The 12,376-nt window shown below is 70.4% G+C and carries 11 protein-coding genes; 9 read left to right on the top strand and 2 right to left on the bottom strand.

Annotated elements, in window-relative coordinates; genetic code table 11:
* Positions 1-97 precede the first annotated feature (97 nt).
* The 5 genes from QWU11_RS42675 to QWU11_RS42695 all read left to right on the top strand — a co-directional run bounded on the left by QWU11_RS42675 (position 98) and on the right by QWU11_RS42695 (position 5,310).
* Entirely contained in the window at positions 98-2,191 is a 2,094-nt protein-coding gene (locus QWU11_RS42675; RefSeq protein ID WP_290120296.1) for a DNA topoisomerase IV subunit B, read from the top strand.
* A gap of 87 nt (positions 2,192-2,278) precedes the next feature.
* Positions 2,279-2,755 (top strand): hypothetical protein, encoded by a 477-nt coding sequence (locus tag QWU11_RS42680; protein WP_290120297.1) that lies wholly within the window; start codon positions 2,279-2,281, stop codon positions 2,753-2,755.
* Positions 2,755-3,906, top strand: coding sequence for a histidine kinase (locus tag QWU11_RS42685; protein WP_290120298.1), 1,152 nt, complete (start codon positions 2,755-2,757; stop codon positions 3,904-3,906). The genes QWU11_RS42680 and QWU11_RS42685 overlap by 1 nt, the downstream gene beginning before the upstream one ends.
* Positions 3,903-4,559, top strand: coding sequence for a response regulator transcription factor (locus QWU11_RS42690; protein ID WP_290120299.1), 657 nt, complete (start codon positions 3,903-3,905; stop codon positions 4,557-4,559). Before QWU11_RS42685 ends, QWU11_RS42690 begins: the two co-directional genes overlap by 4 nt.
* 394 nt (positions 4,560-4,953) lie before the next feature.
* Positions 4,954-5,310 (top strand): hypothetical protein, encoded by a 357-nt coding sequence (locus QWU11_RS42695; protein ID WP_290120300.1) that lies wholly within the window; start codon positions 4,954-4,956, stop codon positions 5,308-5,310.
* Positions 5,311-6,000: 690 nt separating this feature from the next.
* Here the strand turns inward: QWU11_RS42695 and QWU11_RS42700 are convergent.
* Positions 6,001-8,511, bottom strand: a complete 2,511-nt coding sequence (locus QWU11_RS42700; protein ID WP_290120301.1) for a DNA topoisomerase IV subunit A — start codon at positions 8,509-8,511, stop codon at positions 6,001-6,003.
* 111 nt (positions 8,512-8,622) lie between these two features.
* Between QWU11_RS42700 and QWU11_RS42705 the strand changes: the two genes are divergently transcribed.
* From QWU11_RS42705 to QWU11_RS42715, 3 genes are all read left to right on the top strand, one after another.
* Positions 8,623-9,750, top strand: a complete 1,128-nt coding sequence (locus QWU11_RS42705; RefSeq protein WP_290120302.1) for a lactate 2-monooxygenase — start codon at positions 8,623-8,625, stop codon at positions 9,748-9,750.
* Between the two features lie 126 nt (positions 9,751-9,876).
* Positions 9,877-10,044, top strand: coding sequence for a hypothetical protein (locus tag QWU11_RS42710; protein WP_290120303.1), 168 nt, complete (start codon positions 9,877-9,879; stop codon positions 10,042-10,044).
* A complete protein-coding gene (locus QWU11_RS42715) occupies positions 10,044-10,415 on the top strand; it encodes a hypothetical protein (protein WP_290120304.1) in 372 nt (123 codons plus the stop codon). Before QWU11_RS42710 ends, QWU11_RS42715 begins: the two co-directional genes overlap by 1 nt.
* A 40-nt stretch (positions 10,416-10,455) precedes the next feature.
* Here the strand turns inward: QWU11_RS42715 and QWU11_RS42720 are convergent, their stop codons facing one another.
* The gene (locus tag QWU11_RS42720; RefSeq protein WP_290120305.1) at positions 10,456-11,937 is read right to left on the bottom strand and encodes an MFS transporter; all 1,482 of its coding nucleotides are present in this window, start codon (positions 11,935-11,937) and stop codon (positions 10,456-10,458) included.
* A gap of 87 nt (positions 11,938-12,024) precedes the next feature.
* Between QWU11_RS42720 and QWU11_RS42725 the strand changes: the two genes are divergently transcribed.
* Positions 12,025-12,354: a metalloregulator ArsR/SmtB family transcription factor gene (locus tag QWU11_RS42725; protein WP_290120306.1), complete on the top strand. Its 330-nt coding sequence runs from the start codon at positions 12,025-12,027 to the stop codon at positions 12,352-12,354.
* Positions 12,355-12,376: the final 22 nt, after the last annotated feature.

Genomic DNA, 12,376 nt, shown 5'->3' on the forward strand with positions numbered 1-12,376 from the left:
CCCAGGGTGGAGCAGGCACAACGGCGCGCCGGTCGGCTACTGTCGGCCCTGCCGGGTAGCCTGCTGCCGCACGTCCTACCCCCGAGGAGCCAAGCCGTTGACCGCCGCCACTATCACCGCCGAGGATCCGCACGGTTACACCGCGCGGCACTTGTCGGTGCTCGAAGGACTGGAGGCCGTACGCAAACGGCCCGGAATGTACATCGGGTCGACCGACAGCCGCGGCCTCATGCACTGTCTATGGGAGATCATCGACAACTCCGTCGATGAGGCCCTGGGCGGACACTGCACGCGCATCGAGGTCGCCCTGCACGCGGACGGCTCGATGGAGGTCGGCGACGACGGGCGCGGCATCCCGGTCGACGCCGAGCCCAAGACCGGCCTGACCGGCGTCGAGCTCGTGATGACACGGCTGCACGCGGGCGGCAAGTTCGGCGGCATCTCCTACACCGCGTCCGGCGGCCTGCACGGCGTCGGCGCCTCGGTGGTCAACGCCCTGTCCGTACGCCTCGACGTCGAGGTCGACCGCGACGGGCACACGCACGCGATGAGCTTCAAGCGCGGGCTGCCCGGCGAGTTCGCCGACGAGGGTCCGGGCGCGAAGTTCACCAAGAAGCCCGCTAAGCGCACCGGGCTCCGCGAGATCAAGCGGGTCGCCAAGCGCATCACCGGCACGCGCGTGCGCTTCTGGCCCGACCGCCAGATCTTCCTCAAAGAGGCCGAGATCGGCGGCGACACCGTCGTCGACCGCATGCGACAGACCGCCTTCCTCGTACCCGGCCTCACCATCGCCGTACGGGACGAGCGCGGCGAGGAGGTCGTCGAGCACGAGTTCCGCTTCGACGGCGGCATCAGCGAGTTCTGTGACCACCTCGCCTCCGACCAGCCGGTCTCCGACGTGCTGCGGCTGCAGGGCCGCGGGCACTTCACCGAGACCGTGCCGGTCCTGGACGACCAGGGCCACCTCACGCCGACCGACGTCGAGCGCGACATCGACGTCGACGTCGCCCTGCGCTGGGGCGCCGGCTACGACACGATGACCAAGTCGTTCGTCAACGTGATCGCCACGCCCAAGCACGGCACGCACGTCGCCGGCTTCGACCGGGCCATGGTCAAGGTGCTCAACGACCAGCTCCGCGCCACCAAGCTGCTGAAGAACGGCGACGACCCGGTCATCAAGGACGACATCCTCGAGGGTCTCACCGCCGTCGTGACGGTCCGTCTGCCCGAGCCGCAGTTCGAGGGGCAGACCAAGGAGGTCCTGGGCACCTCGGCGGCCACCCGGATCGTCTCCCAGGTGGTCGGGCGCGAGCTCAAGGACGCGTTCGACAACCCCAAGCGCGGTCAGAAGCAGCAGCTGCGGGCCGTGCTCGAAAAAGTCGTCTCGGCCTCGAAGGCGCGTATCGCCGCACGTCAGCAGCGGGAGAACCAGCGCCGCAAGAGCGCGCTCGAAAACTCCGCGCTGCCGGCCAAGCTGGTCGACTGCCGCACCGCCGACGACCGCAGCGAGCTGTTCATCGTCGAGGGCGACTCCGCGCTCGGCACCGCCAAGCTGGCCCGCGACTCCGAGTTCCAGGCCCTGCTGCCGATCCGCGGCAAGATCCTCAACGTGCAGAAGGCCTCCGTCGCCGACGTGCTGAAAAACGTCGAGTGCGCCTCGATCATCCAGGTGCTCGGCGCGGGTTCGGGCCGCACGTTCGACATCGACGCCGCGCGCTATGGCCGCATCATCTTGATGGCCGACGCCGACGTCGACGGCGCGCACATCCGCACCCTGCTGCTCACCCTGCTCTACCGCTACATGCGGCCGATGCTCGACGCCGGCCGGGTCTTCTCCGCGGTGCCGCCGCTGCACCGCATCGAGCTGACCAACCCGAAAAAGGGCCAGGACAAGCACATCTACACCTACTCCGACGCCGAGCTGCGCAAGAAGCTCGTGGAGTTCGAGCGGCGCGGGGTTCGCTGGAAGGAGCCCATCCAGCGCTACAAGGGCCTCGGTGAGATGGACGCCGACCAGCTCGCGGAGACCACGATGGACCCGCGCCACCGCATGCTGCGCCGCATCCGCATCGAGGACGCGGCCGACGCCGAGGGCATCTTCAACCTGCTGATGGGGTCCGACGTCGGGCCGCGCCGGGAGTTCATCGCCGGTGGCGCCGCCGAGCTGGACGACTCCCGCATCGACATCTGAGCGTCCCCGTCCACCCGCGGGTGGACGGGGACAAGCTCCATCCGCGCGCCGATCCCCACGCGCCCGGCCGTTCCTAGTGTTCTGGTCATGCATGAGGCACTCAACGCACTGATCATCCTCGCCGTCGTCGTCCTCGTGATCGTGCGCCGCTTCCGGCGGCGCCGCGTCGACGAGCGGAAGGTCCTGGTGATACCCGCCGTCCTCGTGGTCGTCGGGCTCGCCCAGGGGAGCACGCTCGACGCGCGTCACGTGGCACTCAGCGCGGGCCTGCTCACGGCCGAGGTCGTGGCGGCCCTGCTCCTCGGGCTCGGACTCGGCGCGACGATGCGGGTGTGGCAGGATCCCGACGGCTCCCGGTGGAGCCAGGGGAACTGGGCGACCTTCGGGGTGTTCCTCGCGTCCGTGGCCGTACGCGGCGGACTGTTCGGCCTCGGCTACGCCGCGGGGGTCCGGCCGGGCAGCGGAACGGCACTGATCTCCGTCGCGGCCTGGCTGCTCGCCCAGAACGCGGTGATCGCCTGGCGGTGCCGCGAGCTCCCGGGCCGGGTTAGCGTGCAACAGTGATGACTGAGCTGCGCGGCCTGCTCCGGCCGGTCACTTCGGCGTGGTGCTCGACCGAGCGGCTGATGAGGAACGGCCCGCTCGTCAGGAGCGGCGCCCTCGTGGTGGGGACGCTCTGGTTCCTGTACGCGATGCTGCGCGACCATCCCGGCGGTCCGCGGTTCGGCGTCGAGGGCGCCGACCTCGTGCTCACCGCCGGGTCCTTCGCGGCGGTCGCCTGCTTCCTGCTCGGGCTGGTGCTGCACCGGCACTCGTACGGCTACCTGGCCTTCCTCGCCAGCACCGGTTTCGGCGTTCTGCTGTACGCGGTGGCGCCCTCCCGGCCGAGCAGCGCGATCGCCTTCGCCTGTGTGGGGTTCGCCGGGGCGGCCCAGCCGCTGCTCCGATCCGGCCTGGTCGCCGCCGTGGCGACCGTCGGCATGCTCGTCGTCGTCCTCGCCGAGGGCCGCCCGGCCGGGGAGCTGTGGACGATCGTCGGCATGCTCGGCATGCTCACCGGAATCCGCGCTGGCCGTACCCGCGAGGCGGCGAGGCAGACCGAACAGCAGAACCTCGTGCTGGCCGAGCGCTCACGCATCGCCCGCGAGATCCACGACATCCTCGCGCACTCGCTGTCCGCCCAGCTCGTCCACCTGGAGGGCGCCCGGCTGCTGATGGTGAGCGGCCGTACGGACGAGGCCCTCGACCGGGTCGAACGCGCCCGCGGCCTGGCCCGCAGCGGCCTGGAGGAGACCCGGCGGGCGCTGGCCACACTGCGCGGCGACATCCCGCCGATGGACGTGGTCCTGCGCGAACTCGCCGAAGAACACCGTCTCCTGGCCGACGCCTCCTGCGCGGTGACGATCACGGGCGTACGGAGTGAGCTGCCGGCCAAGGCCGGCCTCGCCGTCATCCGTACGGCCCAGGAGGCCCTGACGAACGCCCGCAAGCACGCCCCGGGCGCGGCGGTCGTGGTCGCGCTCCGGTACACGGACTCGTGGTGCGAACTCGAGGTCACGGACACGGGTGGAACGCGCGAACCCGGCCCGCTCGCGACGAGCGGCGGAGGATACGGTCTGGTCGGGATGCGCGAGCGTGCGGAGCTGATCGGCGGCACGCTCGAGGCCGGTCCCGCGGGAGAGGGGTTCAGGGTGCTGCTGAGGGTGCCGCTGTGACACGCGTGCTGGTGGTGGACGACCAGACCGTCGTACGCGACGGGCTGGTGCTGCTGCTCGGGCTGCTGCCGGGCCTGGAGGTGGTGGGCTCGGCCGGGGACGGCGAGGAGGCACTACGCCTGGTCGGAGAGAACAACCCGGACGTCGTCCTCATGGACCTGCGCATGCCCCGCGTGGACGGCGTCGAGGCGACCCGGCGTATCAAGGCCGAGCATCCGTCGGTGCAGATCGTCGTGCTCACTACGTACAGTGACGACGAGTCGGTCTTCGCGGCGCTGCAGGCGGGCGCCCGGGGATACCTGACGAAGGACGCGGGCGCCGAGGAGATCGCCAGAGCCATCGACGCGGTCCAGGGCGGAGACGCCCAGCTGGATCCGTCTGTCCAGCGGCGGCTGGTGGACGCCCTGGCCACGGGCGGCCCGCCGTCCCGCCGGCGTAGAGGCGACCTGCCGGACGGCCTGACCCAGCGTGAGGCCGAGGTGCTGACGCTGATCGCAGGGGGCAACTCGAACGCGGAGATCGCCCAGAAGTTGTTCATCAGCGAGGCGACGGTGAAGACGCACATCAACAACCTGTTCGCCAAGGCAGGCTTGAGAGACCGAGCCCAAGCCGTGACGTACGCGTACCGGAAGGGCTTGGCGGAGCTGGGCTAACCCCCGCTGCCCGCTGCCCGCTGCCCGCTGCCCGCTGCCCGCGCCTCTCGTCGAGAACTTCAGCCCCTCCGGGCTGCGCCGCTGGGCCAGGCCGCCTGGCTCCAGACGACGACAGAGCCGTCATAGCGCACCACCGGCCGGAAGGCGCCGAGGCGTAGCCGCAGTGCCTGGACAGTGGCGGCGGCTCGGCTTTGCGGAGAGCGGACCCGAGCGCCGAGCGGGCGCGAAGATCGCCCTTCTGCGCCTATGGGTTGATGAAGCGATGACCCACCCGCGAGAAGGCAAGGACTCCCTAGATCCCTCGTGACGCGGAGCGACGGACGATGACAAGAAGTGATCATTCGGCTACTGTGCGTTATGGATCTATGTGATTGCTTTCTCAAGGAGAACCGGCGTGCGTAAGACCTTCATGATCGCTGAATGCCTCCGCCGTTACGCCTGGTGGCGACTCAACCGTTCCGACGAGCACGACGAAGGCCGGAACGCCCGTAGCGCCGTCGCGCTACTGCACGCCGCGGCGTACGCCGCTGAGCTTCCCGAGGACGCTCCCGTCATCAGTCGTCTGTGCGCGGCCGGCAGCCTCACGAGCGGGGAGTTCCGCCTTCCCGTCCCCGCCGAGCGGATCGTACGCTTCTGGCACTACGAAGAGCCCGGCGGCAACCCGGACGACCTGCTCGAGGCCATCGCGGCCATGGCCGAGCCGCCCAGGATCCCGGCCCAGCGCGACGGAGACCGGCCGCTCCACCGCTGATCCCCGCGCAGGCCGCGTTCCACCAGGGCCGGCCTGACGGAGCCCGTGGACACCAGTGCCACAGTCGGCACCGGCCGCGAGCAACGCGGTGCGCCTGGATATCGCGGCGACCACGGACGACGCTGACCGAGAGCGCGGTACGGCGAAGGATCGCAGCCGCCAGAGTCCGCGTCGAGGGCGAGCGCGCAGGCAATCTTCGCCGGCGCCGCACCGAGCCCGACGATGCCCAACTGTGCCGTTGTGACGCGCACGACCTGCCATTGAGGTGGGCCGGAGAACAGTACGGCGAGGCGCCGCTCGCAGGTGCCTGTCGACGACGCGGACGGTGGAAGAGCAACGCGCCGGCCGGCCGAGATAGGCCCCGCAACGCCCATTCGCGGCGACATCACGGCGCAGGCCGGTTCGACGAGGAACGCGAATGGCGCTGAACCGCGCGCGAATCACACCGCGACGCAGAATCGCGGCCGCCCTTGCCGACGCTCGCGAGCGCCGGCCGCACGCCGACGAGGCGGAAAGCGCCCCGAGGGGAAAGCCGCCGTCGTATCTCACCTGATCAGGCGTGGGGAGAAAGTGTATGGCGCGGCGATGAGAAAGCCGTCGCCGCACCTGACACGACCAAGCGCGGCGCGCCAACGAGAAGGCTGCCGCCGCACCTCACATGAGCAGGCGCGACGGCGGCCCGCACACCCGCTACTCCTCCGGCTCCGCGTCCTCCGCGTCAGTCGTCTCGCCCGATGGCGGCTCGACCGGGCTGCCGCCCACCGGACCACCGACGGCGGCGATCGGGGCCGGGAGCTTTTCTCCCGAGCCGTCGCGCCGGCCCGGTTCGGCGGTCAGTTCGAGGGGCTTTCCCGTCATCCCGGAGGCCTTCACCGGAGCCGGCCCGGCCCAGCCGAGCAGGAGTACGTCCTCGCCCTTCAAGAACCGATGGGCCCGCACGCCGCCCGTCGCGCGGCCCTTCGGCGGATAGTCCGCGTAGTCCGCGATCTTGATGGCGCCGGTCTGGGTGCCGGGCAGGGCGGTCGAACTGCCCGCGATCGTCACCACGCGGGAGTCGAGGGAGCCGTCCAGCGCGCCGAACCACACCACCTTGGCGCCCGGGCTCAGCCGGATGCCCGCCATCCCGCCCGCCGGGCGGCCCTGCGGGCGGACGCTCGAGGCCGGGAAACGGAGCAGTTGCGCGTCGCCGGTGATGAACACCAGGTCGAGGTCCTCGGACTCCAGGTGCAGTGCGCGTACGACGCGGTCGCCGTCCTTGAGGCCGATCACCTCGAACTCGTCGGCGTTCTTCGGATAGTCGGGGGCGACCCGTTTGACCACGCCCTGCTCGGTGCCGATCGTCAGGCCGCCGGTGTCGAGGGAGGCCAGGCCCACCACCGTCTCGTTCTTGTCCAGCGCCACGAACTCGCTCATCGGCGCACCGCCGGCGAGCGACGGGGGCGCCGCCGACGGCGGGAGCGCGGGCAGGTCGAGGACGTCCACCCGGATCAGCCGGCCGGCACTCGTCACCGCGCCGATCTGGCCGCGTACGGTCGCCGCCACGGTCGAGACGATCACGTCGTGGGCGGTGCGGTCGCCCTCGCCGGGCAGGGCCTCGGCGGTCATCGTACGGGCGAGCAGGCCGGTCGAGGACAGCAGGACGCGGCACGGGTCGTCGGCCACCTCCAGCGGCACCACCGCGGTCTTGGTCTGCCCGGAGGACTCCAGGAGCACGGTGCGCCGCGGCGTGCCGTACGTCTTGGCGATCTCGGCGAGCTCGGACGAGACGAGCCCGCGCAGCTTCGGTTCCGAGTCCAGGATCGCGGTCAGCTCGGCGATCTCCCGGGTGAGCTTCTCCTTTTCCTTCTCCAGCTCGATCCGGTCGAACTTGGTCAGCCGGCGCAGCGGAGTGTCGAGGATGTACTGCGCCTGGATCTCCGACAGCTCGAAGGCGCCCATGAGCCGCGTCTTGGCCGCGGCCGAGTCGTCGCTCTCGCGGATGACGCGGATGACCTCGTCGATGTTGAGCAGCGCGATGACGAGACCGTCGACCAGGTGGAGCCGGTCCTCGCGCTTCTTGCGGCGGAACAGGCTGCGGCGGCGTACGACCTCGATGCGGTGGTCGACGTAGACCTGGAGCAGGTCGCGCAGGCCCAGCGTGCGCGGCTGGCCGTCGACCAGCGCGACGTTGTTGATGCCGAACGTCTCCTCCATCGGCGTGAGCCGGTAGAGCTCCTCCAGCACCGCCTCGGGGTTGAAGCCGTTCTTGATCTCGATGACCAGGCGCAGGCCCTGCTGCCGGTCGGTGAGGTCCTTCAGGTCCGAGATGCCGGAGATCTTCTTCGCGTTGACGAAGTCCTTGATCTTCGCGACCACGCGCTCGGGGCCGACGGAGTACGGGAGTTCGGTGACGACGATGCCCTTGCGGCGGGGCGTGACGTTCTCGATGTGGGCGGTGGCGCGGGTGCGGAACGTGCCGCGCCCGCTCTCGTACGCGTCGCGGATGCCCTCCAGGCCCACGATCTTGCCGCCGGTCGGCAGGTCGGGGCCGGGCACGAAGCGCATGAGGTCGTCGAGGGTCGCGTCGGGGTGCTTGATCAGGTGCCGCGCCGCCGCGATCACCTCGCTGAGGTTGTGCGGCGCCATGTTGGTCGCCATGCCGACCGCGATGCCGGACCCGCCGTTGACCAGCAGGTTGGGGAAGGCCGAGGGCAGGACCTCGGGCTCCAGCTCCTGGCCGTCGTAGTTGGGGCGGAAGTCGACGGTCTCCTCGTCGATGCTCGCCACCAGCAGCGCGGCCTCGCGGGACATGCGGGCCTCGGTGTAGCGCATCGCCGCGGGCGAGTCGTCGCCGCCGAGCGAGCCGAAGTTGCCGTGCCCGTCGACGAGCCGCATCCGCATCGACCACGGCTGCGCCAGGCGTACGAGCGCGTCGTAGATGGCGGAGTCACCGTGGGGGTGCAGCTTTCCCATGACCTCACCGACGACGCGGGCGCACTTGACGTGGCCGCGGTCGGGGCGCAGCCCCATCTCGTTCATCGAGTAGAGGATGCGGCGCTGCACGGGTTTGAGCCCGTCGCGCGCGTCAGGGAGCGCCCGCTGGTAGATGACCGAGTAGGCGTACTCGAGATAGCTGCCCCGCATCTCTTCGGAGACGTCGACATCGACGATGTTCTCTTCGAAATCCGGCGGGGGAGGGGTCTGCGTACCGCGTCGTGCCATAACTGTCATTGTGACGGGTCGATACGACAGGTTGCACCGTGGGCGTCGGCGTGCCGCGGACCGATGATGGAAGATGTCGCACGGGTCCGTCTATGAACTGGGGAGTACCGCATGTACGCCGACTTCCAGAACGAGATTTATCTCAACGGCCTGAGCGGTGTCGTTCCTCCGCTGCCCACCGACCTGACCCGGCTCGAGCCTCTCGCCAGGGAGAAGCTCTCCCGCGAGGCGTACGACTATGTCGCGGGATCGGCCGGTACGGGGGACACGGCACGGGCGAACCGGGAGGCGTTCCGGCGATGGCGGCTGGTTCCGCGGATGCTGCGGGGTTCGAGCGGCTGTGACCTGTCGGCGACCGTGCTGGGGCAGACGCTGTCCGTACCCGTGCTGCTCGGGCCGGTCGGCGTGTTGCGCCAGCTTCACCCCGAGGGCGAGCTCGCGGTGGCCAGGGCCGCGGAGTCGATGGGCGTGACCATGGTGCTGAGCACGGCGGCGTCGCACACGATGGAAGAGGTCGCGGAGGTCGGCGGCCCGCGCTGGTACCAGCTCTACTGGCCGAACGACCGTGACCTGGCGGTCAGCTTCCTCGACCGGGCCAAGACGGCGGGCTACTCCGCCCTCGTCGTCACCCTCGACACGTTCATGCTCGCGTGGCGGCCGCACGACCTGGACAACGCCTACCTCCCCTTCCTGCGCGGCCTGGGCAACCAGAACTACTTCGCCGACCCGGTCTTCTCCGCGAACGCCGGCGACAACCCGATCCTGCACTGGGCGTCCTTGTTCGGGAACCCGACCCTGACCTGGGACGACCTGGCGTTCCTGCGTGAGCACTGGGACGGACCGATCGCGCTGAAGGGCATCCAGGACACCGACGACGCCCGCCGCGCGGTCGACGCGGGCATGGACGGGATCGTCGTGTCCAACCACGGCGGGCGCCAGGTGGATGGCGCGGTCGCCTCGCTCGACGCTCTGCCCGCGATCACGCACGCGGTCGGCGACCAGATCGACGTGCTGTTCGACAGCGGCATCCGTACGGGCGCGGACGTGGTCAAGGCCCTGGCCCTGGGCGCGAAGGCGGTACTCCTGGCCCGCCCGTACGCGTACGGGCTGGCGCTCGCGGGGGAGGCCGGCGTACGGCACGTGCTGCGCTGCCTGCTGGCCGACCTGGAGCTGAGCCTGCGGCTGTCCGGCCACGCCGACCTCGCCTCGCCGGCGCTGGAGAACCTGCAACACCAATAAGACCGGCCACCTGGGCGCGGCGGTCATACCACGGTATGATGAGTGACCATGGGTGTACGGAAAGTGACCATCTCGCTCGATCCCGAGCTGTACGCTGCGGTCAAGGCCGATACGGAGCGTAAGGGGATGACTGTTTCGAGTTGGGTGTCCGAGGCCGCTGCGGAGAAACTCCGCCAGCAGGCGTGGGACGAATACATGGCCACGTACCAGGCCGAGCAGGGCGAGTTCACCGAAGAGGAGCTCGCCAGGCCGATCTCGGTCGCGTACGTGAGCGGAAAGCAGCAGGCCTCCTGATGGGCGTCGTTCTCGACGTGGGCGCGCTCGTGGCGCTCGACAAAGGTGATCGCGAGACCAACCGCATGCTGCACAGGATCCGGGCCGAGGGTGTACGCACCTCGTGCGCGGTCGTCGCCCAGGTCTGGCGGGACGGCGCTCGTCAGGCGCGCCTCGCGTTGGCGCTGAAAGGCGTCGACGTGGTTCCGCTGGACGAGGAGGCCGACCGCCGGATCGGCGAGCTGCTCCGCGCGACGGGTACGGCGGACGTGGTCGACGGACACGTCGCCCTGATGGTCCGGCCCGGCGACTATGTGGCGACGTCCGACGTCGGTGACCTCGGCCGCCTGCTCGACGCGCGCCGCGTACGAGCCGCACTCATCCAGGTCTGAGACCGGCCGCCGGGACATCCCCGGCGGCCGGCCCACAGTCTCAGGCCGCCTCGACCAGGGGTTCGGGTTCCACCGTCCGTTGCGGGGCCGTGGCCGGGCGGGGGAGGAACAGCGTCAGGGCCGCCGCGGTCAGGACGAGGGCCAGTGCCAGGAACGTGACCGCCTCCGTCGCCGCGGCGAAGTCGTCCCTGGACGGCCGTGCCCCGAGCCCCCCGAAGAAGACCGCGCCCAGTACGGCGACCCCCGCGGCGCTCGCGAACTGCTGGACCGTCGTCAGTACGCCCGCCGCCGCCCCGCCGTGGGCCGGCTGGATGCCCGCCAGGACGGCGCCGATGAGCGCCGGCAGCACCAGCCCGTTGCCCAGGCCGACGAGCGACGTCGGGACGAGCAGCCACGCCGGCGTGATGTCGCCGCCCAGCGTCTGGAGTTCGGCGATCAAGGTCGTCAGGCCCAGCCCCGAGATCGTGGCTCCCACCGTCATCACCCGCAGGCCGTACCGGGCGACCAGGGAGCGACCGAGGATCGAGGTCACCGAGAACAGCACGCCCAGCGGAAGGAAGGTCAATCCCGCCTCCAGCGGCGACAGTCCCAGGCCGCCCTGCAGCAGCAGCGTCAGCACGAACATGAAGCTCGCGAAGAACGACATGAACGCCACGTTCACCGGCAGCCCTGCGGCGAAGGAGCGGTTGCGGAACAGCGTCAGGTCGAGCAATGGCTCGCCGCCGCGCCGGGTGAGCCGGAACTCCCAGGCCAGCGTCGCGGCCAGGAGCGGCAGGGCCGCCGCCATGCAGATCCAGGTCCACACCGGCCAGCCCTCCTCGCGGCCGAGGATGAGCGGCACCAGTACGAGGGCCAGCGCGCCGGAGATGCCGATCGCGCCGAGCGGGTCGAGGCGCGGGCGCCGCTGCGAGCGGTGGTGCGGCAGCAGCCGTAGCGCGAAGACCAGCGCGACCGCGCCGACCGGCACGTTGATCAGGAAGATGACCCGCCAGCCGAGCCCGAACAGATCGGCGTCCAGGAGCAGGCCGCCGAGCACCTGCCCGGCGATCGAGCCGATGCCGGCCGTCACGCCGAACCACGACATCGCCCGCGGCCGTTCCTCCGCCGGGAACGTCGCGGTGATCAGGGCCAGGACCTGCGGCACCATGGCCGCGCCGGTGAGTCCTTGGAGGAGCCGGGCGGCGATCAGCTGCGACGGCGACTGGGCCAGCCCGCACAGCAGGGACGCGACGGTGAAGGCCGCCATGCCCGTCAGGAACAGCCGCCGGTAGCCGAGCAGGTCGCCCAGCCGGCCGCCGGTCACCATCCCGCTGGCGTACGTGAAGGCGTAGCCGCCGACGATCAGTTCGAGGGCGGCCTGCCCGGCGTTCAGGTCGTGTTCGAGCGAGGGCGCGGCGACGTTGACGACGAAGAAGTCGAAGAGCGCCATGAACGTCGCCGACAGGATCACCGGCAACATCAGCCAGCGGCGCGGATCAGGGGTGGAGAGGGGGGTGGAGGGGGACACGACACGTCGCTCCATCAGTTCGACAATCATCAAAGAGTTTGAAGACTGTCGAACACTACGACGACAGTCGAACTCTGCGCAACTCTGCCCTATGCTGCACGGGTGAGCGAAGCGGTAGCCCAGCCCGAGACGGACGAACTCACCATGCCCAAGGTGCTGGCGGCCCTGGCCGACCCGGCGCGGCTGGCGACCGTCCGCACCCTGGCCCGCGTCGGAGAGTCCTGCTGTGGTCAGATCCAGCTCGACGCCGGCCTGGAGGTCAGCAAGTCCACGATGTCCCACCACCTGCGCATCCTCCGCGAGGCGGGCATCACCCACTCCCGCGTGGAGGGCGCGCGGCGCATGCTGACCCTGCGCCGCGACGATCTCAACGCGCGGTTTCCCGGCCTGCTCGACGCGGTGATCACGCCCGAACTCGCCGAGTCGCTCTGACCAGGGTCACATCCCTGATAGC

The sequence above is a fragment of the Actinomadura sp. DC4 genome, from assembly GCF_030406325.1.
Lineage (GTDB): Bacteria > Actinomycetota > Actinomycetes > Streptosporangiales > Streptosporangiaceae > Actinoallomurus.